Annotated in this window: 22 protein-coding genes; 20 read left to right on the forward strand and 2 right to left on the reverse strand. The window is 47.4% G+C overall.

Annotated elements, in window-relative coordinates; translation table 11 throughout:
- Positions 1 to 15 precede the first annotated feature (15 nt).
- The 14 genes from ODZ53_RS19595 to ODZ53_RS19660 all read left to right on the forward strand — a co-directional run bounded on the left by ODZ53_RS19595 (position 16) and on the right by ODZ53_RS19660 (position 14,895).
- Positions 16 to 1,005 carry an ABC transporter ATP-binding protein gene (locus ODZ53_RS19595; protein WP_372679321.1) on the forward strand — a complete coding sequence of 330 codons (990 nt, stop codon included), beginning with the start codon at positions 16 to 18 and terminating at the stop codon, positions 1,003 to 1,005.
- On the forward strand, positions 1,002 to 1,964 hold the full coding sequence (locus tag ODZ53_RS19600) for an ABC transporter ATP-binding protein (protein WP_015893372.1): 963 nt from the start codon (positions 1,002 to 1,004) through the stop codon (positions 1,962 to 1,964). The genes ODZ53_RS19595 and ODZ53_RS19600 overlap by 4 nt, the downstream gene beginning before the upstream one ends.
- A gap of 21 nt (positions 1,965 to 1,985) precedes the next feature.
- Entirely contained in the window at positions 1,986 to 3,092 is a 1,107-nt protein-coding gene (locus ODZ53_RS19605; protein ID WP_372679323.1) for an aminopeptidase, read from the forward strand.
- 17 nt (positions 3,093 to 3,109) lie between these two features.
- Entirely contained in the window at positions 3,110 to 4,138 is a 1,029-nt protein-coding gene (locus tag ODZ53_RS19610; RefSeq protein WP_199926520.1) for a dipeptidase, read from the forward strand.
- Complete coding sequence (locus ODZ53_RS19615; RefSeq protein ID WP_372679325.1) at positions 4,135 to 5,448, forward strand: transcriptional regulator; 1,314 nt, start codon at positions 4,135 to 4,137, stop codon at positions 5,446 to 5,448. Before ODZ53_RS19610 ends, ODZ53_RS19615 begins: the two co-directional genes overlap by 4 nt.
- A 159-nt stretch (positions 5,449 to 5,607) precedes the next feature.
- The gene (locus ODZ53_RS19620) at positions 5,608 to 7,248 is read left to right on the forward strand and encodes an ABC transporter substrate-binding protein (protein WP_372679327.1); all 1,641 of its coding nucleotides are present in this window, start codon (positions 5,608 to 5,610) and stop codon (positions 7,246 to 7,248) included.
- Positions 7,249 to 7,284: 36 nt separating this feature from the next.
- The gene (locus ODZ53_RS19625; protein WP_372679329.1) at positions 7,285 to 8,754 is read left to right on the forward strand and encodes a serine hydrolase domain-containing protein; all 1,470 of its coding nucleotides are present in this window, start codon (positions 7,285 to 7,287) and stop codon (positions 8,752 to 8,754) included.
- Entirely contained in the window at positions 8,751 to 9,881 is a 1,131-nt protein-coding gene (locus tag ODZ53_RS19630) for a mandelate racemase/muconate lactonizing enzyme family protein (protein WP_372679331.1), read from the forward strand. Before ODZ53_RS19625 ends, ODZ53_RS19630 begins: the two co-directional genes overlap by 4 nt.
- A 12-nt stretch (positions 9,882 to 9,893) precedes the next feature.
- Positions 9,894 to 10,358, forward strand: coding sequence for a GNAT family N-acetyltransferase (locus ODZ53_RS19635; protein WP_372679333.1), 465 nt, complete (start codon positions 9,894 to 9,896; stop codon positions 10,356 to 10,358).
- Positions 10,359 to 10,587: 229 nt separating this feature from the next.
- Entirely contained in the window at positions 10,588 to 10,947 is a 360-nt protein-coding gene (locus ODZ53_RS19640; protein WP_372679461.1) for a GIY-YIG nuclease family protein, read from the forward strand.
- 23 nt (positions 10,948 to 10,970) lie between these two features.
- The gene (locus ODZ53_RS19645) at positions 10,971 to 11,450 is read left to right on the forward strand and encodes a DUF6530 family protein (RefSeq protein ID WP_372679335.1); all 480 of its coding nucleotides are present in this window, start codon (positions 10,971 to 10,973) and stop codon (positions 11,448 to 11,450) included.
- 1 nt (position 11,451) lies between these two features.
- On the forward strand, positions 11,452 to 12,660 hold the full coding sequence (locus ODZ53_RS19650; protein WP_372679337.1) for an MFS transporter: 1,209 nt from the start codon (positions 11,452 to 11,454) through the stop codon (positions 12,658 to 12,660).
- A gap of 16 nt (positions 12,661 to 12,676) precedes the next feature.
- A complete protein-coding gene (locus ODZ53_RS19655) occupies positions 12,677 to 13,798 on the forward strand; it encodes an AAA family ATPase (RefSeq protein ID WP_372679339.1) in 1,122 nt (373 codons plus the stop codon).
- Positions 13,799 to 13,872: 74 nt separating this feature from the next.
- Positions 13,873 to 14,895, forward strand: a complete 1,023-nt coding sequence (locus tag ODZ53_RS19660) for a vWA domain-containing protein (protein WP_188066634.1) — start codon at positions 13,873 to 13,875, stop codon at positions 14,893 to 14,895.
- Positions 14,896 to 14,952: 57 nt separating this feature from the next.
- Here the strand turns inward: ODZ53_RS19660 and ODZ53_RS19665 are convergent, their stop codons facing one another.
- Together ODZ53_RS19665 and ODZ53_RS19670 are read right to left on the reverse strand one after the other, a co-directional pair.
- The gene (locus ODZ53_RS19665) at positions 14,953 to 16,584 is read right to left on the reverse strand and encodes a peptide ABC transporter substrate-binding protein (protein ID WP_372679341.1); all 1,632 of its coding nucleotides are present in this window, start codon (positions 16,582 to 16,584) and stop codon (positions 14,953 to 14,955) included.
- A 233-nt stretch (positions 16,585 to 16,817) separates the two neighbouring features.
- On the reverse strand, positions 16,818 to 17,387 hold the full coding sequence (locus tag ODZ53_RS19670) for a DoxX family protein (protein ID WP_372679343.1): 570 nt from the start codon (positions 17,385 to 17,387) through the stop codon (positions 16,818 to 16,820).
- Positions 17,388 to 17,636: 249 nt separating this feature from the next.
- On the opposite strand from ODZ53_RS19670, the gene ODZ53_RS19675 reads away from it, so the two are divergent.
- The 6 genes from ODZ53_RS19675 to ODZ53_RS19700 all read left to right on the forward strand — a co-directional run bounded on the left by ODZ53_RS19675 (position 17,637) and on the right by ODZ53_RS19700 (position 23,883).
- Positions 17,637 to 19,703: a methyl-accepting chemotaxis protein gene (locus ODZ53_RS19675; protein WP_372679345.1), complete on the forward strand. Its 2,067-nt coding sequence runs from the start codon at positions 17,637 to 17,639 to the stop codon at positions 19,701 to 19,703.
- 95 nt (positions 19,704 to 19,798) lie between these two features.
- Positions 19,799 to 20,407: a histidine phosphatase family protein gene (locus ODZ53_RS19680; protein WP_372679347.1), complete on the forward strand. Its 609-nt coding sequence runs from the start codon at positions 19,799 to 19,801 to the stop codon at positions 20,405 to 20,407.
- A complete protein-coding gene (locus ODZ53_RS19685; protein ID WP_372679349.1) occupies positions 20,400 to 20,966 on the forward strand; it encodes an SMI1/KNR4 family protein in 567 nt (188 codons plus the stop codon). The genes ODZ53_RS19680 and ODZ53_RS19685 overlap by 8 nt, the downstream gene beginning before the upstream one ends.
- A gap of 97 nt (positions 20,967 to 21,063) precedes the next feature.
- Positions 21,064 to 21,804 (forward strand): GNAT family N-acetyltransferase, encoded by a 741-nt coding sequence (locus tag ODZ53_RS19690; RefSeq protein WP_372679351.1) that lies wholly within the window; start codon positions 21,064 to 21,066, stop codon positions 21,802 to 21,804.
- 121 nt (positions 21,805 to 21,925) lie between these two features.
- A complete protein-coding gene (locus ODZ53_RS19695) occupies positions 21,926 to 22,483 on the forward strand; it encodes a sigma-70 family RNA polymerase sigma factor (protein WP_372679353.1) in 558 nt (185 codons plus the stop codon).
- Entirely contained in the window at positions 22,480 to 23,883 is a 1,404-nt protein-coding gene (locus tag ODZ53_RS19700; protein ID WP_372679355.1) for a hypothetical protein, read from the forward strand. Before ODZ53_RS19695 ends, ODZ53_RS19700 begins: the two co-directional genes overlap by 4 nt.
- Positions 23,884 to 23,920 lie beyond the last annotated feature (37 nt).

The following is a 23,920-nucleotide window of genomic DNA, read 5'->3' on the forward strand; positions in this document are numbered from 1 at the left end:
AAAGGAGTGAGTAACGTGACAAACATGTTGGAAGTGACAGGATTGACTACCACGTTTTCAAAAAATGAAAGGGCTTTCAAAGTGGTGGACAATCTTTGTTTGCAGGTCAAAAAAGGTGAATCGGTCGGGATCGTCGGAGAATCAGGATGTGGAAAAAGCGTTGCCTCCCTATCCATGATGCGCTTGCTCAGTAAAAACGGAAGCATTGAAGGCCGTATTCAACTGGACGGAGCCGATCTCTTGCGCTATAGCGAAAAAGAGATGCAGAAGATCAGAGGAAAAGAGATCGCCATGATCTTTCAGGAGCCGATGACTTCGCTGAATCCCGTACTGACTATCGGCAAGCAATTGAGCGAAGGACTGGAAAAGCATGAGGGCATGAACCGAGCCCAATCGAGACAAAGAGTGGTCGAGCTGTTGACGCAGGTAGGCATTTCACGTGCCAATGAAATCTATCACGAGTACCCGCATCGTCTGTCAGGGGGGATGCGGCAGCGCGTGATGATCGCGATGGCGATTGCCTGCCATCCAAAGCTGCTGATAGCGGACGAACCGACGACTGCACTAGACGTAACGATCCAGGCGCAAATATTGGATGTCATGAAAAAAATCCAAAGAGAGCTGGGCATGGCGCTCATCATGATCACGCATGATTTGGGCGTCGTCGCCGAGACATGCGACCGGGTACTCGTGATGTATGCCGGGCAGGTCATTGAAGCCGCTGATGTTCGCACACTGCTGCGCAGCCCCAAGCATCCGTACACCGTGGGCTTGATCAAATCAACGCCACATAACGCCAAAGGTCTGAAGAGATTGCATAGCATCGCGGGAAGTGTGCCGACCCCTGATCATTACCCAAAAGGATGTCGTTTTGCTCCGCGATGCGAGAAGGCGATGCCTATTTGTTTGGAACAAAATCCCCCGTTACTGGATGTGGATCAGCAGTCGGAATGCCGCTGTTGGCTGTATCGAGAGAACAGGGAGAGCACGGCGGTGAATGGATGAAGACGCCTCTTTTGCAAGTGAAGAATCTGAATAAGAAGTTCCTTGTCCGCAAAGGGTGGTTTCAGCCGCCAAGTTACGTGCATGCCGTTCATGGAGTGAACATGACTGTCAACGCAGGTGAAACGTTGGGAATCGTGGGAGAGTCGGGATGTGGCAAGTCAACACTGGGCAGATGCATTTTGCGCTTGATCGAGCCGACAGACGGCGAGATCGTGTTCGAAGGTCAAAATATCCGTAGCTTACAGAAGCCAGACATGAAAAAGCTGCGGCGTGATATGCAAATGGTGTTTCAAAATCCATTTGATACCCTCAATCCAAAGCTGACGATCCAACACATTTTGTCAGAGCCATTGATTGCCCATGGTATTCAAAAACGCGAGCGAACAGCCATGATCGAGGAGACGCTGGAGATCGTCGGTTTGAACAAAAGTCATTTGTCGCGATACGCCCATGAGTTTTCCGGAGGACAAAGGCAAAGAATCGGGATCGCTCGCGCCTTGATGCTCAGGCCAAAGCTCATCATCGCTGACGAGCCTGTGTCTGCTCTGGATGTATCGATCCAATCACAAATTCTCAATTTGCTTCAGGATTTGCAGGAGCAGTTTTCGCTCACGTATCTTTTTATCTCGCATGATTTGAGTGTCGTCGAGCATATCGCCGATCGGGTAGCGGTGATGTACTTGGGAGAAGTAATTGAGCTGGCGAAAAAAGAAGAGCTGTTTCAACGTCCGATGCATCCCTACACACAGTCGCTTCTCTCCGCCATTCCTATCACAGATCCTGACGAGAAAAAAGAACGGATCATGTTAACAGGGGATCTTCCGTCTCCATCCAATCCGCCGAAGGGCTGCAAGTTTCATCCGCGTTGTTGGGCATGCATGGACGTGTGCAAAACAGAAGCCCCTCTATTAACAGAAGCAGACGGCAGACTGGTTGCGTGTCATCTCTATGAAAAATAAGGGAACAGGAGTGATAGATAGATGTTGGACCCACGTCTTACGAAGCTGGCGAATGTGCTGGTAAATTACTCGACGAATGTACAGCCGGGAGATAACGTGCTGATCGATGCGATGGAGGTGGACGCCGCTCTGATAAAGGAGCTTGTCAAAGCAGTTTCGCGAGCAGGCGGGCATTCCTTTGTGAATCTGCGTGAATCCTCGATTAGTCGTCAGTTATTGCTAGCGGGAACAGAGGAGCAATTCCGTCTAGAGGCAGAGATGGACAAAGAACGAATGGAAAAAATGCAAGCGTGCATCATCATCGAGGGTGGGCTGAACATCAACGAAATGTCTGATGTCCCGGATGAGCAGATGAAGCTGGCTACGTCCTTTTCCAAAGAAGTAAGTATCGTGCGTCTCAAAAAGAAATGGGTCTATCTCCGTTATCCGACGCCTTCCATGGCGCAGCTGGCGAATAAGAGTACAGAAGCATTCGAACAATTTTATTTCGATGTCTGCACGATGGATTACGCCAAAATGGCAAAAGCCATGCAGCCGCTCAAGGAACTGATGGAGCGAACTGACCGCGTGAAAATCACGGGACCTGGCACAGAGCTGACCTTCTCCATCAAAGGCATTCCAGCGATCCCGTGTCCGGGGCAATATAACATACCAGACGGTGAAGTGTTTACGGCACCTATTCGCGATTCGGTGAACGGTGTCCTGTCGTTTAACACCCCTTCGCCTTATCAAGGCTTTACCTTTGAAAAGGTACGGTTGGAGTTCGTGGACGGGAAGATCGTTCATGCCACAGCCAATGACACGGAGCGCTTGAACAAAATTCTGGATACGGATGAAGGTGCCCGGTACATTGGGGAGTTTGCTTTGGGGGTCAACCCGTTCATCCGGGAGCCTATGCAGGATATTTTATTCGATGAAAAAATCGACGGCAGCTTCCACTTTACCCCGGGACGATGCTATGACGAGGCATCCAATGGCAACAAGTCAAACATCCATTGGGACATGGTCATGATTCAACGCCCGGAGTACGGTGGCGGTGAGATTTGGTTCGATGACCACTTGATTCGCAGAGACGGACGCTTTCTTTTACCAGAGCTTGAACCACTTAACCCGGAAAACCTGAAATAACAGGGGGAGCATGAGGCATGACACATGGAATCGACGGGCATTTTGACCTTTTGCTGGATGTTGCCATTCAGCGCGAGCATGGCAGACGAAAAGTGATTGAAACGGATTATTTGCCTGATTTCGTCGCGGGTGGGGTGCATACAGTTGTCGCAGCGATTTATATCGACAACAAATTCCTGCCGGAGATGGGCTTGAGAAAAGCACTGCAACAAATCAGCGCATTGCACGCAGAGGCAGATGAATCGCCTGATAAAATCATGGTTTGCAAAAGCGTGAGCGACATCGAGACCGCGAAGCGACAGGGGAAAATTGGTTTTGTGCTCTCTCTGGAAGGCGCGGAACCGTTATATAATGATCTGAGTATGCTCCGTGTTTTTTACGAGCTGGGCGTACGCCTTTTGGGTCTCGTGTGGAGTAGGAGAAACTTCGTTGGAGATGGCAGTCATTTTAGTCCGGTACGGGAAGGGCGCAAGGGAGGGCTCACGGAGTTCGGCATCCGCGTCGTCGAAGAGGCAGAAGCAATGGGCATCATCATTGATGTCAGCCATCTGAATGACGAAGGCTTCTGGGATCTGATCGAGGTAGCGCGTAAACCCATCATCGCTTCTCATTCCAACTGTCGGACATTAGCGAGCTCCATGCGCAATCTGACAGATGAGCAAATCAGAGCGATCGCATTCACCAACGGCGTAATCGGCATCAATGGCGTCAATCTATTCGTAGCGGACACAGACGACCAGGCTGATATCGAGCACATGATCAACCACGTCGATCACATCGTGAAGCTGGTTGGGGTTGAACACGTCGGACTTGGTCTGGACATTATCGAGCCATTTATGAAATACGATTCTCCCAATATGTTTATCCAAGCAGGACGCAAAGATTTTGATGTCGTAAAAGGACATACGAAGGTTCCAGAGCTTGTGCGTGCCCTTGCCAAAAGAGGGTACAAGGATGAAGCGATTGAGCGTATTTTGGGCAAAAACTTCATCCGCGTGTTTAAGGACGTCTGGAAATCAAAGAGAGATGAGGAGGTGGGGCATTGACCATTACGATAGCGGTAATCTCTTCGGAAGAATTTTTGCCAAGGATCTTGAAGCATACCCAATCCATTGATTACATTCAACTGACCTCGTATACATACCAGAACCCCAAAGAGAGCGCTGCGTTGGTTGATCAAATCCATGACTGCGACGTGCTGATTTTTGCCGGCCCACTTCCTTATTTTTTTGCCAAGGAAAAGGTAGAGCAAAAGAAGCTGCCTGCCGTGTACATCCCGATCGATGAATATACGATTTCCCTTTCTTTGTTTCATACCTTGCTGAACGTACCAGGAGGACTGGACCGCATCTCGATAGATTTGCCAAAGGCGGAGTATATTGAGAAGGTCGCTGATGAATTGGGCATTATTTCTACGCCTTGGTATGTAAAAGACTACAGTGAGATTATTGAAGAAGGCGGGACGAGATTTGACGTAGAGGAGATTATTTTGTTCCACAAGGAGCTTTGGGAACAGAAACAGAGCCATTTTGCTTTGACTGGCGTTGATTACGTATATCGCCAATTGCGTGAGATGAACATCCCTTCCGCATCGCTGGTTAGTCCCGACAAAAATATTCGTGATGCCGTCAATCAAGCGATTGCTTATGGTCAATTGAAAATTAGCAAAAACTCACAGATTGCTGTGGGAATTGCAGCGATCCAGCAAAATGATGGTCCGCCAGTAGAAACACAATGGCAGGATGCGACGATTATTTTGCTGCAAGAGTTGCTGGAGCTCGTCAAAGAGACGGACGCTTCCATTCAAAAGCTGGGAATGGATCAATTCATCATCTATGGCACGAGAGGCAGTATCGAGCAAATGATTGAATATGGGAAGATCATGCAAGTATTGGGCAATGTCGATCTGCTGGCCAAAGTGACGGTTGCCATCGGGTTTGGTTTTGGTCTAACTGCGAAAGAGGCCGAAGCCAACGCACGCATAGCGATTTATCATGCCCAGAAAACAAAGGAAAGCAGTGCGTACTTGGTAACAGATGAAAAAGAAGTGATTGGACCGTTGAACACCGAATCGAAGACGTTCCAATTAAAAAGCGAGAACAAGGAAGTGCTGGAGATAGCGGAGAAGACTGGCGCAAGTGTCGCTACTATCACGAAAATCATGCAGTATGTCAAACTTCACCGCGATAACCGCTTCACCGCTTCCGATTTAGCCGATTACCTCCAGATCAGTCGCCGCAGCTCGGAAAGAGCCTTGAAAAAGCTGATCGAGCATCAGGTCGTAGAGATCGTCGGAGAAGAACAGCCGTATCAGCAAGGACGCCCGCGAGCTGTGTATCGCCTTAATCATCCATGATTCTCCTCAAGTAACATCAACCTGTCCCGGTTTTCCGTTTGCGAAGGCAATCCGGGACCCCCACATCTCTCATCTAAGAAGCAATCCGATCTAATTAGCGACTATATACCGACAAAGTAGGCTTCGAATGGAAAAGACTCGAAAAATGGAGGTCGCGACATGCTATCAGAGCGGTTAAAGAGCCAAATTCGCAGCGTTTTACTCATATGTGTACTCGTCTTTTCCATCGTTGGCTGTAGCTCTGCTCCCACTCCGGCTACAGACGGGAAGCAAGCAAATCAACCAGCAAAAAACTCCCAGCCCAAAAAGGGTGGGACGATCACCATGGGCTACCAGATGGAGCCGGATACGCTGGACCCGCAAAAGACGTCGTTGCCAGCGGGAAATTTTGTTGGGGGCTTGTTGGGAGGAGCTCTGCTGATCCTCGATCCCTTTACGTTTGAGTTGAAGCCGCATCTGGCTGAATCGTACACGATCTCGGAAGACGGCAAGACCATGACGTTCAAGATACGTTCTGGCGTAAAGTTCCATGATGGAACACCGCTCACTGCGGAAGTTTTTAAGCAAAGCTATGAACGTGCACTCGATCCAAAAACAGCCTCACCGGTTACGGGACCGGACGTATCCTCGATCAAATCCATTTCAGCTCCTGATGATTCCACATTGATCTTTCATTTGGATGAGCCCTCCCCTTCGTTACTTTCTAACTTAACATATAGCGGCTACCAGCAACCTATTTCCATAGAGGCACGAAACAAATACGGAAATGAGCTGGGACGCAATCCTGTGGGGGTAGGTCCGTGGAAATTCGAGAGCTGGAAAACAGGCGAATCAATCACACTGGTACGAAACGACGAGTATAAATGGGCAGCTCCTTTTGCTCTGAATCAAGGACCTGTAAGACCTGACAAGTTCGTTCTGAAATTTATTCAAGACAACCAAACCATGATGGCTGCTCTCGACAGTGGGACGATTGATATTGCCACTGTACCCCCGAAAGACGCGAAGAAATACAAGGATCACAAAGATTTTACGGTGCTGGAAGGAATGCAGCCTGCAGAGTACTTCATTGGGATGAATTTGGAAAATGAAATCTTGCAGGATGTCCGCGTGAGAAAAGCACTGAACCTGGCGATCAACAAAGACGCATTGATCATGGCGGATTTGCAAGGAGAGGGGGCGCCTGTCTACGGACCGATCCCACCAACGATGATCGGATACGATGCGGCAGTAGAGCAGTACGGCTACAAGTACAATGCTGAACAAGCCAGACAAATGCTGGATGAAGCAGGATGGAAGCCAAACGCGCAAGGGATAAGGGAAAAGGATGGAAAAACGCTCAGCCTGACGATGCTCACCGAAGATACAAATCCAGGACATCAGTTGGTGCAAAGCATGTTCAAAGAGATTGGTGTCGAAGTGCATATCCAAAAGTATGAATCAGCGACAGCTCTTGAACAGGCACTGAAGGGCGAGTTCGATTTGTTCTCAACGAGTCATGGCAGTGTCGATCCAGATATTTTGCACTTGTTACTGCATTCGAGTCAGATCGGGGGCTTGAATTTCTTTCGCCTCAGTGATCAACAGCTCGATAGCCTGCTAAATAAAGGACGAACGACAACAGATCAAGTACTGCGACAGCAGGTTTTTGCAGACATTCAAAAAAGAATCGTGGAACAGGCCTATTGGATTCCGCTCTATTCCGCAAAAACATTCGTGGTCGTCAGTAACCGGATTCAAGGGGTCAAACCAAATCCATTAGCCTCCTTAATTATTCAGGACATGTGGGTGAACGAGTAGGGCATGGTATGACAACATTCGAAAGAGGTGGAAAAAATGAGACAGCAAGGCTGGTTAGTAGAATGGGAAGAACTGGTTGACAAAGAAATGAAGGAAGGCAGAGTTCCGGGCTTCGTCATGGGGGTGAATTTGAATGGGCAGAGCCTGTTTCGCAAAAGCTTTGGCTATCGTGATCGTGAAAAGGAACTCGAAATCACGCCTGATACCGTGATGGGATTGGCCTCCGTTACGAAGTCCTTTACATGCATGGCGATCATGCAGCTACAGGAAGCGAAGAAGCTCTCTGTTCATGATCCGGTGATCAAGTACCTCCCTGAGTTCCGTACCCCGGATCGTCAAAAAACGGAGCAGATGACAATCCACCATTTTATGACGCACACGACGGGCATGCCGCCTCTGCCCATTGATAACCTGGCGATTCGCAACTCCATGCTCGATGACATGCCTGACGAAGATAACCCTATACACCGGTACTTGAAAAAGGAGTACCAGAAACCGATCTACACATTCGAAGAGCTGATGGATGCTCTTGCTCTGGCAGATTATGAACTGGTGGGCTCTCCAGGACAATTGTTCAGCTATTCAAATGATTGCTATTCTCTCCTGGGAGCGGTCATAGCCAGAGTGAGTGGGAAATCGTATGACGTTTATGTCAAAGAGCATATTTTGGAACCAGCAGACATGAAGAGCAGCACCTTTCTTCTGAGCGATCTGCCACACCTACCGGATGTAACGACCATCTATCATTTTAAAGAGAGTAATGGCGTATCTGAGATTTACCCTGATCCAAATTGGGAGGATGGGCTACTGGTAGCGGCATCGGGGCATTTGAATTCAACAGTGCATGACATGTTGAACTACGCTGAAATATTCCGTACGGGCGGATGTGTGGGCAAAGAACGGATTTTATCTGAGGAGAGCGTCAAACAAATGATCTATCCGCATGTCCAGAACAGCTACAGCAGGTACTACGGGTATGGCTTATCTATTCAACCCGACTACTATGGGGGGACCTTGATCAAGCACGGTGGAGCGATCAAAGGTGTCGCCGCCCATTTAGCGATTGTTCCAGAGCGGGGAATTACATCCATGGCTTTGGCCAATTTGATCGGAAGCCCCGTCGAAAAAGCCACATTGACAGCACTCCATGCCGTAGAAGGGCGTCCATTGAATACGCCACAGTACCAATTCGAGACATACAGCGTCCCTCTTCCCCAATTAGAAGAGTATGTCGGTCGATACGTCAGTGGGGAAGGCGTGGATATCATCGTATATCTGGTAGAGGATGTCCTGATGATGATAGATAAAACGTCGGATGTGTTTGGTGGAGGAAAACAACTGAACTGTCTATTGCGACCAATTGGGGAGCATCAATTTATCACCGATAGAGAGGGAAGCGAGCTGACAGTTGGCTTTGTAAAAGGCGAAGATGGCACTGTTAAAGCCATGTCTCTTTATTATCGAATCATTCCACGAGTAGCTGCTGCGGAGGGGAGTCGAGTATGAAAATAACGTCAGTATGTGTCCATGCCATAAGGTTGCCGCTAATACGCCCATTTATCATCGCGTACGCCTCCTATGAGGATATGCCGTCCATTATTGTAAAAGTGGAGACAGACAATGGCCTGGTCGGGCTAGGAGAAGCGGTACCGGATCAAAATGTCACCGGAGAGACATGGGAGTCTACCTATACAATGCTCGTTCATAACTTGGCGCCTGTTGTGATCGGTGAGAATCCGTTTGATATCGAGAGAATCCACGAGAAGATGAACCAGGCTGTTTGGGGAGTACCAGCAGCAAAAGCCGCCATCGATATCGCTTGCTATGATCTGATGGGCAAGGCAGCTGGTCAACCCGTATACCATTTCCTGGGTGGTAAATATCACACGACTCTTTCCTTCCCGTATGTGTTAAGCATTTTAGAGCCAGAGGTCATGGCAGCTGAAGCCAGGCAAGCAGTGGCAGCCGGGTATGACTCGATCAAAATAAAAGTGGGAGCTGATCTTCAGACAGATATCCAGCGAATTCGGGCTGTTCGGCAGGCAGTTGGTCCTGACGTAGGGTTGCGGGTGGACGCCAACCAAGGTTGGGAGAACCGTGCGAACTCCTTGCTTGTTATGAAACAGATCGAGGATTGTCACATTGATTGGATGGAGCAGCCTGTCTTGGCAGATGATCTTGAGGCTCTGGCTGATATTCGCAAGCAAACGACTACTCCAATTATGGTAGACGAGGGATTGCACGGGACAAAGGAAATGCGGGAAGTCATCGCGAAGAAAGCTGCAGATAAAGTAAACATCAAACTCATGAAAAGTGGAGGGATTTATCCTGCTCTCAAATTGGTGAATCAGGCGGAAATGGCCGGGATGGAGTGTCAGATCGGTTCGATGCTGGAGTCCTCGATTGGCAGTGCAGCTGGTGCACATTTGTCACTGGCGAAGAAAAACATCATTTCCAATGAGTTGGCAGGACCTACGTTCATTTCGCGGGATGTGGCCGAGCTTACGATTCACGGAAGTCAGATTGTCGTGACAGATCAGCCAGGCTTAGGTGTAGAGCTAGACGAAGCGGTGCTTGCCGATATAACGGTTAAGTCAGAGCAGGTCATCGGAGCGAAGCGGCAACCCGTATAGGGAGAGGACTGAATGCAAAATACGCGCATAGAAATCGTCGAGTCATTGACAGAGAGCCAGCTTCAGATGATCAAGGCAATGGAGCAGGAGGCTTTTGGCCCACATGGAGCGATTGATGAATGGGTGCTCGTACCACTCGCGAGACATGGCTGTGTTGCACTTTTCATGGAAGCAGAGGAGGCATATCCTGTCGGGGTATGCCAGCTCTTGAGGGATTTTCGTCAGCCGGACAAGTGCTACATGTATGGGTATTACATCCGGGCAGATCGGAAAGGGATGGGGTATGGGTTCTCTTTCTTGAACCAATTGCTGGAGCAGCTGCGTGAGGATGGGTTCCGTCAGATTTGTCTAACTGTAAGCCCTGATAATACTGGAGCAGTCGGACTCTATCAAAAAGCAGGCTTTGCGGTTATCGAGACACGGATTGCGGAATATGGTAGTGGAAACGATCGCTATTATATGGTGAAAACGTTATAGAAGGGGAGTCTCTACAAGCATTTGCGTAGACATTTTCCACAATTGTTTATTGGAGATTCATTGGCCCTGTACTCGTTGTAACCCGACCCAAATTAGGCACCGGACATGTTCCGGTGTTTTTTTGTGCACTTGACAATCAAGGGACGATGAATCATTATGTTTATTAAATAATAAACAAAAACAAATTTTGTCTAGTTAAATCCATTCATGAAAAACTGGGGGAGAAATGATGAATCGAGAAGAACTGAAACAACTGTATAAAGAATCGGAAACGCAGGCAGGGGTGTATCAGATCAAAAACACGCAAAACCAAAAAGTCTGGATCAGCGTCACCCGCAACCTCAAGACGATGAACGGAAAGCTGTTCACTCTCAAAATGGGTTCGCATATAAACAAACAGCTTCAACAGGAATGGAATGAATACGGAGAAGAGGCATTCGTCTTTGAAGTGTTGGAGGTTTTGAAAAAGAAGGAAGACGGATACTTTGATGAAAAGGATGCCCTGAAGAAACTGGAACAAAAATGGCTTGACCAGATCCAGCCGTACGGAGAACGCGGATACCACCAGGAAAAAAAGAAAGAGCAATAATCAAACGAAAAGAGGGAACGGAAATGAAAATACCGACGAACTTGAACCATAAGCCTGTTGTCATGTCGGATAACTATGAGCGTGTTGATGGTCGATTCGCCAGGAACACAGATGCGAAAGCACTTTCTCTGGGAGTGTCGGAGGGCAGCTCCAGAAGAAAGGTCGATCTATCTGCCAAAGTATGGAGATACACGGGAGAAGAATGGTCGAAACAATCAGAGGAACTGCCTCTCCATCGCGTTCTTGATATGTCCATACTGATTTGTCGGTCTTTGGCCCACTTTCGCGACGCATACAGATATGAGCATTATTATGACCCACAGGAGCCCGTCATCGACCGGGTTGCCCTGCAAGGGGATGCAATGAACGTGGCGATTTGTACGGACAATGAGCGTCTTCATGAAGATATGAAGCTGTTCAGCCAAGGGCTGAGTAACGACGATGAGATGATCAGCGAACGCCTACGCACATTATCAAAACTATTAAAGGATATGGGGTATTGAAATGTTTTCCAATGTGTATGTTCGGACGATTGTCCTCTCCCGCGTGCTACTGCATTTGGGGATTTGGATCCGGAATTATGCCGTTCTTCTTTTCGTTAGCGAATTGACGAATAACAATTCGGTTTATGTATCACTGATTTCGGTTGCGGAATTCGCCCCGATTTTTCTATTCGGCCTGATTGGCGGAACCTTTGCTGACCGATGGCGACCGAAGCGGACAATGGTTTGGAGCGATCTGCTGTCTGCCGTGTCCGTCGGGGCTGTATTGCTTACACTCATGAATGGGGGATGGGTGGCACTACTCATCGGAACCTTTATTTCCGCCAGCCTGTCTCAATTTTCTCAGCCCTCGGCCATGAAACTTTACAAGCGGCATGTACCGGCTGAACAATTGCAGGGCGCAATGGCTATGTCCCAAACGCTTGTCGCTGTCTTTACGGTTTTAGGTCCGGTCATCGGCACGTTTATTTTCATCCAGTTTGGAATTACAGTCTCTCTGATTTTGACGGCCGTTCTGTTCCTAGGGTCTTCCCTTATCTTAGCGACGCTTCCCCGTGACGCGGAGGAACCGAAGTCTGAGGATGCCGGCGGCTTCATAGAAGAATTGAAGGCCGGACTGCGCTATATCGGGTCCAATCAATCCTTACGAACTCTCTGTTTGACTTTCTTCGCTGTCGGATTGGCGTCAGGTCTGACACAGCCGCTTCAAATCTTTCTTGTCATCGAGAATTTGGGACGGGACAAACAATTTTTGCAGTGGTTGGTTATGGCCAATGGAGCAGCCATGTTGGCAGGAGGGGCTCTTATCATCGGGATAGCCAAAAAGGTAAGGCCACAGATGTTGCTTATGGTAGGCTTGCTTGTCTCTGCCGTTTGCACGATGGTAATGGGGGCTACCACATCGATTTGGTTGATGATTGTTCTATTAGTGATCAGCGGTTTCTTTTTCCCTTGTATTCAAAGCGGAATCCAGACGCTGCTTGTGCGGAACACAGAAGGGGCATTTATGGGCCGGGTATCTGGTACGATCACGCCTGTTTTTATGGGGATGATGGTGATTGGCATGTTTATATCCGGCTATTTAAAGGAGACGTTATCCCTCGTTGCGGTATATGTGGTGAGCGGGGTTTTGATTATAATCGGTGCGGCTTTGCTGCTTCCTCTATTTGTTGAGAAAAGGGGCAAAGATCAGAGTGGCCCAGCGCTATGAAGGGAGTAGAAATGTAATGACTGAAAATGAAAACGATCATCTGTCACCCGAAAGACAGCTGACGGATGCAGAAAAAAAGCTCGTTTGGAAAAAGCCATCCACGCATAAGGTCAGTGAAGAAGAACAGCGCATTAGTAAAGAAGTCAAACGCAATTGGCATCGCGGGGAAATGAAAATCGCCAATCTATTGTTAGAAGGTGACGCGGGTTCTGGGAAAACACAATTAGCCAAGGCATTATCCGCTAATTTCGGGCTGCCGTATACAAAAGTGACTTGTTTTGCTGATATGGATAAATCGGATATTATCGGCGCTATTTTGCCAGTCATTTCTTCTGAACGTCTAGAGAAAATGGAGCCTGCCGAGCAAACGCTATGGAAAGCCTTATATGAAAGCGATGGGTTTCAAAGTATATCTGACATTTTGATGGAAGCACTGGGGATTACACAGGAACAGGCTGCCTTAAAAATGAAGCAATTATTGGAGCGTGCAGCAGCGGAAAACAACGATGGCGAAGCGATTGAGTACCGATTTTACCCTTCCGAGATCGTCAGAGCCTATCAAAACGGTTATCTGCTGGAAATTCAAGAACCAAACGTTATTCGTGATGCGGCGGTGTTAATGGCATTAAACTCTGCCTTGGAGCTGGATGGGAGCATCAATCTTCCCACCGAGATTATACGCAGGCACCCGGACTTCATCGCGGTTATCACGACAAACCGCAGTTATGCGGGAACCAGACCGTTAAACGAAGCGCTGCGAGACAGGGTTCAGCATACGGAAAAGATGGACCTGCCGACCAAAGAAATCATGATCGAACGTGTAATGGCCAAAACTGGTTTTCAGGATGGAAAGATGTTGGGTATTTTAGCGGACATGATTGTCGTTTTAGACAGAACAGCGCGGGCCAATGCGATCAAGGGCGTGGCTGGAATGCGTTCCTTTTTCTACTGGGTGGATGCGATTGCCGGAGGAGCCTCCGCAAAAGAATCCCTTTATCATAAAGTCATCTACAAGATCACAACCGATTCGGAAGAAATAAAACTTCTGGAAGAAGCCCTGAAAAATCATGGTTTGCTTGCCAGCTTGGAAGAAGCAGAGATTGAGCAAAAAAAAAACGAAAATCTGACGACGCCGTAGAGATAAGGACATGGGGAGATATTGACGACACTGGTTTTAGCAAAGACAACCAAATAGAAGAAAAGGGAATCGCCTTGAAAAAATCTGCCGATGGGGACGAAAGCTCTTCCCGTGTCTCTGATGATGATTCTACTCATATGGAACGTTCGGGATTGGGTGAAGATGGCTCTCCCAACTATCATCAGGCAAATCCTGAATCCATGTCAGAGGAAGCCAAACAAAAGGAACGTGATTTCCGTAAAAAGCTGAATCGAGAGGCAAGAGAGGTCATTTCCGATTCCATTCATCAAAAAGTAAAGCTCATTGTTCACCGTCCAGACTACGATGAGGAAAACCAACAGGAATATGTTCGTCTTTGTCAGGGACTCATGCCGATCGTGCAAGAGATCGCCAGAAAGACACTTCCGTATCTGGAACATGAGATCTCTTCCGACTTTTCGAGGAATCGTTACTATGGCAGCAAATTTCAAGCAGACAGCGTTGCTTACAAGGATTACAAGTATTTTGCCAAGAAACGTCCGCCAACGGAATCCCCTTCTCTTGTAGTTGGTCTTAGGGTTGATGAGTCTGCATCGATGTCAGCTTACGGGAGATTAGAAGCAGCAAAACGAGCAGTAATCGCGGTATATGAATATTGTCAGCTTTGTCATATTCCCATTTTGATCTACGGCGATACGGCGGATGTTTCCAGATTGGAGCAAATGTCGATCTTTGCCTATGCCGACTTTGATAAAGCGGATGCCAATGATCGCTTCCGGTTAATGAGGATTCATGCCAGAAGCAATAATCGCGATGGCATGGCTCTAAGAATTATGGCGGAACGATTAGCCGCTTCCCCCCAAAAGACAAAACTGCTGATTAGCATAAGTGACGGACAACCGAAAGCAATGGATGACTATACCGGAAGCTATGCGGTTACAGATATGAAACAGACGATACAGGAGTATGAACGAAAAGGGGTTACCTTTCTTGCAGCCGCAATCGGTCAAGACAAAGATGTGATCAGCGAAATCTATGGGAATGAAAGATTTTTGGATATTACCAATTTACAGGAGTTCCCTGCAAAGTTAGTTCGGATGATCGCTCGGTATTTATGATGGAAGCGCGGGCATCTCTCTCTATCTGATTCGCCTAGAGAGGATGCCCGCGCTCTATTATTTTTCAATATAGGCGTATTTAAAGTAGGAACCGCCGAGAGGGAGGATCACAAAGTCCTTCACCTTATCGTTTTTCACATAAGCATTGCCACGGAAGTGCAGCGGTGCCAGCGGCATTTCTTCCATGAGAATTCTTTCAGCGTAAAACAACAGTTGCTTGCGCTTTTTCTCGTCGATCTCATAGTAGCTCTTATCGAGCATATCGCGGTATTCCTTGTGCTCGAAGCGAACGACGTTGTTGCCACCCAAGTCCTTGAACATTTCGAGGAAATTGATCGGGTCGTTAAAATCGGCGCCCCATAGCCAGATGCCAAAGTCGTATTTGCCATTTTGGACATCCTCGTTGAACACTTTCCATTCTGAGGTGCGAATGTCTATGTCGACCCCCAGTGTTTTCTTCCATTCGTCCTGGAGTGCTTGAGCCAACTTCTTGTCCGTTTCTCCGGTGTCGTAGTAGTACGTGACTTTAGGGAATTGAGTCAGCCCAAGCTCTTCCATGCCTTCTGTCAAGAGCTGCTTGGCCTTCGCCACATCCTCTTTAAAGTAGCCGTCCGGATTCAACCCCATGGAAACGGGAACCCAGCCATAAGCGGGCAGAACACCAGTCTGTAGGATGTTATCCACCAATTGCTGTCGGTTGATCGAATACGAAAACGCCTGGCGAATTTTTTTATTGGTAAAAGGGGGTTTCTTTGTATTGAAGATGACGGCTTTGGTACCTGGGTTATCTGCGACGAGCAGCTTGCCCTCTTCCTTGAGCTGACCAACGGCATCCGGCGACAAGCCAAAGGAAGGGTAGCCACCCCAATCCAGATCGCCATTTTCAAACATGGACAGGGCGGTGTTGTTATCCTCGATGATGACAATATGGATCTGATCAAGCTTGACGTTGGCGCTGTCCCAATAAGTAGGGCTTTTGCTGAAGGTGAGCTTGGATTTATGCTCCCACTTATCCATCACAAACGGGCCATTGCCCACAATTGTTTTGGCTTCTGTTGCCCACTGGGGGTTGCTCTCGATGGTCTTTTTATGAAGCGGGTAGTAGGTAGTGAATGAGGTCAATTCGCGGAAGAACGGTGTTGGTGAGCGCAAGGTGAAATCGAGTGTGTAGTCGTCCTTTGCCTTTACCCCGACGTCTTCTGGCTTGCCTTTTCCGGAGTAAAAATCCTCGCCCCCTTTGATATAGAAGAGCTGATACGCGTAGCCGGAAGCGGTTTTGGGGTCGAGATTGCGCTTGATGGCGTACTCAAAATCGTGAGCGGTTACAGGGTCGCCATTGCTCCATTTGGCGTCCTTTCGAATGGTAAAAGTAAAATGAGTGAAGTCAGGAGTATGCGTGTAGCTCTCCGCGATGGCGTTGATCATCTGGCCTTGACGGTCGACAGTGGTCAGTCCCTCGAAGGTGAGGTTGATCATGTCCATCGAGGTCGAATCTGTTGCAATGCCGGCATCCATCGTAGACGGCTCCCCGGTGATGCTCCATTGCAAGACCATTGGCTCTGAGGTAGTAGGCTTTGCTGTCGTTTCCGCTGAGGGGGATTGGAGATTGTCGGCGGGCTTTGAGCTACAGCCGATTGAGAGACTAAATAAGAAAACAGCAGTAGAAATGCCTAGTAGCCACTTGTTCATACAGTCCTCCTGTTTAATTATTTGAAAAATAAGAAAATTATAGTTCCTCAAAAGAATAATGCACAGCAATCAGACAGTCATTCAACATCATGTATAAATATTCATTAAAAATCACGGGTACATGTTGGAATAAATTCATACAATTTGTCCGTTACGTCAGCAACGATTGAACTGAAGGGACAACAAAAGCCACCCGCAAAAGGTGGCTTTGTCATTCGAGAGGAAAGAAAGGATTACTTGTTCATCGGCAAAACACCGTCGCGCGATTTTCTCGTCCAAGGTGTTCCGAGATAAGAAAGCGCCCAGCGATCAAGACCATACCAGCCCGCAACCTTCCAAGCCAAAACGAGCCAAGTAGCAAAAATAAAAAGGAGTGGGTTGGTGCTGACCGTTCCTGCGAACAGAAAGCTGACGTTCATCAAGCCGCCGAAAAACGCTGCGATCCCTGTCAGGCATCCGAGGATCAAGCCGAGTCCGACGAGTACCTCACCATAAGCGACGAAGAAGCCGAATACCTTAGCATTTGGCAATACGACGTTTTCCAGGAACCAGGCGTACCACCCGGTTACGTCCTTTCCTTCGGCTGCTTTTGCCAAGGAGCCTTTTACGAAACCTTGAATCGCTCCGCCAGCCGCATCTCCAGTCCAGCTTTCGGACTGGATTTTTTTCCATCCAGCAGTAATCCATGAATAACCGACATACAATCTGATAATCAACCAGATCGCAGCGGATTTCGTACTGGTGAACAGGAAGTGTGAAACAGGATTTTCAGGAATAATAATTTCGTTTTGACGATTTTGCATGTGGGTGTCCTCCTACATACGTTTTGCACATCTTTGTTCGTGCCGATTTTAACATAACAAGTGGCGGTGTAGTGCGGTTTGGGGCATAAGTTCATACGGTGTTCATTGACACTATAAGCACGGTGTTAATGGTAAATCTTAGTGTATATATTGCCAAAATACAGTAAACTCATGAAAGGATTGACAAGTTAAGATGTGGTAAATTATGTTAAGTTATGTTAAAAAAATAAAACCTCTTGGAGCAGACTTATGAAACGAATGTGGATGTCTTTTCGTACTAAGCTTACCTTGATGATTTCTTTATTTACGATGCTGGTAGCCATTGTGTTGTCTATTATTGACTATGTTCAATTCAAGGCGAATATTATTTCTGACCAAGCAATACAGTACCAGCTGGTAGAGGATCATGTTACGAATGCAGTGAAGAATGTGGATATGGCGTACGGCGTTTTTGAGAAAGACATGGAAACTCGCATGCAACAAACATTGCAAGTGTTAACGAACAACTATCGCCAAAATCCGGCGGTGGGGACGTGGGACTATGCAGCCCTGCGTGAGCAATATGGGATGGATATTTTCATCATTGACCGAAATATCAAGGTCGTTCATTCTAGCGTCAAAACCGATATTGGGCTTGATTTTAGCAAGGCCGGGGCATTTACGGAGCTGTTGAAAAAGCGGATGGATGGCAACGAGTTTTCTGCCGACGGCATGGAGGTTTCCGTCAATACAGGTCAAATTAAAAAGTTCGCTTATCTCCCTACGACTGACCAAAAGTACCTGTTTGAAGTCAGTGTGAATTTGCAGGATAGTGCTCTTTTCCAGACCTTTAATTTCTTGGCTGTGTCACAGGCGATCACGGAGAAATACGACATGGTAAAAGACATTCTGGTCTTTTCGCATGATGGGTACGCTTTGGGGAGAACAGGAAGCGACGGGAAAGCCTTGCGAGTGATCGATAGTCACTTGCCGATTTTTACGGAAGCATACCAATCACAAGAAATCAGAGAGTTTTATGAAAAAACAGAGGAGAAAGATCTCACTTATCGCCTCGTCCCGTACAAGCTAGGCAAAGATCCCAACGATCTCAGCCGATCACGCGTCATCAAGATTGTGTATGACAATACGAAGCTAAACCAGAAGCTGGCGGACAATCTAGAGTCTGTTGTCTGGAAGCTGGTATGTTCGGTGGCAGGAGCGTTGCTTCTATCCTTCCTGCTGAGTCGCTGGATTACCCGCCCGATTGATCGAATGAGGGAGATCATTACGCAGACGGCTCAATTTGATTTGCGGGAAAAAATGGCGGTGAACGAGCAGAGCTCGCAGGATGAGATTGGATTGACGGCACAGTCGATCATTGTCATGCGTGAGCAATTGAGCGAGGTTGTGAGAAAGCTGACAGATGTGTCACACTCGGTCGCTGAAAATGCGCAGAACGTGAAACAATCTACCAACAAAGTAAGCGAGCAGTCCAGCGGAACCGCGGAGGCTACGGGCATCTTGCTCGCCCATATGCAGGAGACGATGGCGGCTACAGAAGAGATGAATGCGACCTTAAACGACATGGAGACCGTCATTCACTCGATTACGAAAAGAACGGAAGTAGCCGCTGCGACCGCGCAGGATGTCAGCTCGCGGGCAACTGATTTGAGGGAACATGCATTGGCTGCGGATAAAATGACGACAGAGCTCTATCTGAATGTGAAGGCGCAAACGGAAATAGCGATCACGGACTCGAAGGCATCGATGGAAAAAATCAACCTGTTGGCAGAGGCGATACTCACGATCTCTGAGCAGACGAATCTGTTGGCATTGAATGCGGCGATAGAAGCTGCACGTGCAGGAGACAGTGGGAGAGGTTTCTCTGTCGTAGCGGATGAGATACGCAGACTGGCTACGCAATCGTCTGAGGTCGTGATCGATATTCAACGCATTATCCAGGTCGCGGGCGAATCCGTAGACAATCTGGCTGCAAACTCGTCAAGCGTATTGGACTTCATTGAAACGCGAGTCATTCCTGACTATGACAGCATGATGGAAACATCGGAGAAGTACAATTTGGATGCGTATCGTTTCCATACGTTGCTAGAAGAATTCAATGCGTCTTTTGAAGAGTTGAATTCCACAATCAGTAGTGTGGTTTCTGTCGTGGAGCAAGTGACGAATTCGATGGAGAAAAGTGCCCACAGTGTAGAGGCGATCACAGAGCAATCTCGCATTATCGCAGATAACAACCAACAGGTCGCTGCTATTTCAGAGCGAAATGTCGGCTTGACGCAGACGATGGAAGAGATCGTGCATCGGTTCAAAATCTAAGAGTGCCCCTTTTCTGGTGAAAGCCGGGAAGGGGGTTTTTGTTGTAATATATTTGCAGGAAGGATCTAGGCGGAAAATAACCACGGAGGTTAGGCATGAAAACCTATATTTACATGGTCAGGCACGGAGAATCACCAAAAACCGAAGGGGACGAAAGAACACGAGGACTGACTGAAAAAGGTAGGTCAGATGCCCGTATCATTACTCAGTTGTTAAAAGACGAGGGGATAGATGCGTTCATTTCAAGTCCGTATCAAAGGGCAGTGGCAACCATAGAAGAACTAGCCCAGTCCGTAGGGAAAGAGATCGTCGTTTTTGAAGAGCTGAGAGAACTCGTTTTTATCGGAGACAATCAAATCATGGCCGATAACGAATTGTATCCATTAGTAAAGAAGATGTTTACTGAGCCAGACTTTTCTTTGCCTGGGGGAGAGTCGATCACCATTTGTCGGAATCGTGTGGTAAGAACGTTTCGAAACATTTTAGAGAAATACAAAGGGCAGAAAGTTGCAATCGGAACGCATGGTGCCGTTATGACATTGATGATGGGGTACTTTGACAGTCAGTACGACTTGGATTTTTTATTGACGACGTCCAAGCCTGATATATACAAAATGGAATTTCAGGATGAGGTACTCGTGGAAACGAAGCGATTGTGGAAGAACGGACTTCCTATAAAAAACGGAGGCTTGCTAGATGGATAGAAAAGAGTATATCAAGAATGCTTTTGAAGCTTACTATGCCCGATATAACCAAGTGACAGAAGAAGGTTTTTGCAGATGGATGCGACCAGACGTCCCTGATGTCATGAAGGTAGCTGATATCGATGAAGAATGGTCCAGATGGAAGCTAGTTCCTTCTACCGTAAGTCAGGAGGATGTAGCTGCACTCGAAGAAGAATTTGGGCTGAATTTTCCGGAGTGGTATAAAGCCTTCATTTCTACTTACTATCATTATTTCGACGTCATTCCTGAACAAGGGATCGATGAGCCATTCGATCGTATTAAGGATATGTACAATCCATTGCTTTGCAAGTTAGGGTACCTTCCTTTTTCATGGGATACAGAGTACGGAAAAATACGATGTATCGATTTGCAAGAAAGCCCGGATGAAGAGAAGTGTGGCATCTATGAAATTGACCATGAAATTTTGTTTGAAATGGATGAAGAAAATACAGAACGCAACGAATTGAAAGAATCACTGATCTTTTTGTATCCGAATTTCAAAACATATTTTGAACACACTTTTTTAGAACGTGCATGAAGCGATGTGTGACACACGCAAGAGGAAAATGTCGAAGAAACTCGAATAGGGATTAGATGGGAAGCTAGACATCTGAGTTCGTAGGAGGATTCCAAGCATGTCATACAACATCTACACTTTCGCACAAAGATCAGATCTAGATGATCAAGCTGATGTACTAATCGAGGCAAGCTGGTCTGCCTTCATGCTCAATGATGAAGTGGCGAATGAATATTACAATCATTTGTATGACTGGTTCTCGCCTTATCAGTTCGTGCTGACGGACGAGGCTGACAAGGTGATGGCTGTAGGAAATGCGATTCCGTTTTATTGGGATGGCACTGTGGAAGGACTCCCAAAAGGCTGGGATGATGTCTTTCTGCAAGGGATTGAAGACTACCGCCAAGAAAAACAGCCAAATGCATTATCGGCACTCTCCATCTCCATCGATCCCCGCTATCGCGGACTCGGTCTGAGCAAGCAGATGGTTACGGCGATGAAGGATATCGCCAAGGAAAATGGCTTGGCGTACTTGGTGGCACCCGTACGTCCATCGCTCAAGCACAAGTACCCGCTCACGCCCATGGACACGTATGTTCAGTGGAAAACGACCGATGACGCTCCGTTTGATCCGTGGGTGCGCACGCATTGGAAACTGGGTGCGACGATCATGCAGGTAGCGCCGGAATCCATGCTGATCAGAGGAAGTCTGACAGATTGGGAAAGCTGGACAGGGATGAAATTTCCCGAGTCTGGATCGTACATCATTCCAGACGCATTAGTTCCCGTACAGGTTGACGTGGAAAAGGACGAAGTGGTATACATCGAGCCGAATATTTGGATGCAGCATTTTTTGTAGAGCGATAGCGAAGTAGCCGTTGTGGAAACCACAGCGGTTTCTTTTTTGCATTTTCTGTCACCTTTTTGCCGTGAGACGGATCATACCTAATAGCAAGCAATCAACGGATGAGGTGAACGGGTTGAACGAAGCAGAAACAATGCCAGTGAGTCTGGAGGTTACACGGGAAGCCAGACTGAAATGGCTGATGCAGCAATACGGGGAGAAGATTTTTCATCTGGTAAGCCTCACGGTAAAAAATCATGCCTTGGCGGACGATATTACCCAAAACGTGTTTATCCAAGCGTATCGACATCTCGATCAGTTCCGCGGGGACGGAGAGATCAAGCATTGGCTCTACAAGATCGCGATGAATGAAAGCAAAAAGCATTTTCGGTCGTGGTCATTCCGCAACATTTTTCCGACGATGGATGATCATTTGGGCGACCTGATGGATCGGCAGGCAAACAATCAGGTAGAGGAAGAGATTTTAAACCGGGTGAAGCGGGAAGAGATCGTCACCTACATTCAATCCCTCGCACCCAAGTACAGGCAGGTTATTCTCCTGCATTATTACGAAGACCTGTCGATTGCGGAAGTGGCGGACATTCTCGCGGTTTCGCAGGAGGTCGTCCGTACGCGTTTGCATCGTGCCAGGAAGCAATTGAAGGAAACCATGTCGAAGGAGGTAAAAGGATGAGCGACGATCGCATGTGGAGGGAATGGAGTCAATCAGCAAAGCAATCCGTTCGTGAAAAATATCCGTTTCATTTGGGGAAATTCGAGCAGGAAGTACTCACAAAAATTCAGCGTGAGAAGCGTCGCCGTCGCTGGCAAGTAACCTCCTGGGCAGCCGGAGTAGTAGTTGCTGCTACCTTTTTCCTCCAGATTGTTCAGCCCTTCGATGGAAGCTTGTGGGGACTGACTGGTGCAGAGCGAGGTCAGGAAGTATTTGAATGGATCACGCCAGATGAAGGCTTTATGCATGCTTTGAAGAACGGTTATCCGATTCTGCCAGAGGTGAAAGTGGAGAAGGACGGTTTTGTTTATCAGATCAGGGATGCTATGGTCGACCACAGACGGATTACGTTTACGCTGTTAATCTCCGGTGAAAAAATGGAGGAGATTGCACGGATTCCGGATGAATCGAAAAGAAGCGATATGCTTTATGGGAGTCTTCGTGTAGATTTGGGGAAGCTGAATGAAGTAGGTCATGCTCCGAAAGATTTTCAATTAATCGATGGTGTGCATTATCTTATCATCAGACCGAATTACCGAATTGACGAGAAAAAAATGCGGGAGTTCATGAATCAGACGAAGCCCGTCTTGCCTGTGCAAATTGTAGATATGCACAAGAATGATGCTGATGAAGTGGTAGCTGAACTGTTGCTGCCCCTGCCAAAGTCCGTCATTGTATCAGAAAAAGTAATTCAACCGGACGCAGAAGTAGATGGTGTGCTAGAAACAGACAGTCTGTTGACGAGTCTGAAAGTAAACCAGATAATAGCTTCTCCGACTATAATGGAAGCGGAGCTAGAAGCTACTTTGCAGGATGGATTCGAGCTGTATCGCTTGGAGAATGTGAAGCTGGTAGATGGGAATGGAAAGGAATATCCGGCAATAGATGACCGAATTAATGAGAATCTGGAACGGGTTCGAGGTGGCGATGCTTCCCGGGTTCAAGGCAGCGACAAGTATACAATACAGTTTTTCCCATCTCTATTCTATGAAGACGTACCGAAAAAACTCGAGCTTCGATTCGACGAGGTATCTGCGAATAAGTCCATTAGCGAAAACATCATGCTGGATCGGAATGCCAAATACCCGCAAAGCATTCCATTTGGCAAAAAGAATAAGCTGAACATCGAAAAGGTGTATTACGACAAAGGCAAGCTTTTCATCGTCATCCCGAATAATAGACCGGAAGAGATTATCTTGCGCGTAGAAGGTCGATACTACCAGGATTTTATTATCGCAGAGAACCTGGAGACCGTTTCACTTACTTTCGAGGTACCCAAACAGGATACGTATCAGCTGGAGATGAGCGGACTTGAGTTTGAGAGATTTCCCCTTAAAGGTGTAATACCTATTACGAAATAAGAAAGCCTTTGCACGAACCAGGAGGTCTGGTATTGTG

Origin of the sequence: Brevibacillus sp. BD137 (genome assembly GCF_041644655.1) — a bacterium.
Classification (GTDB): Bacteria; Bacillota; Bacilli; order Brevibacillales; family Brevibacillaceae; genus Brevibacillus; species Brevibacillus brevis_D.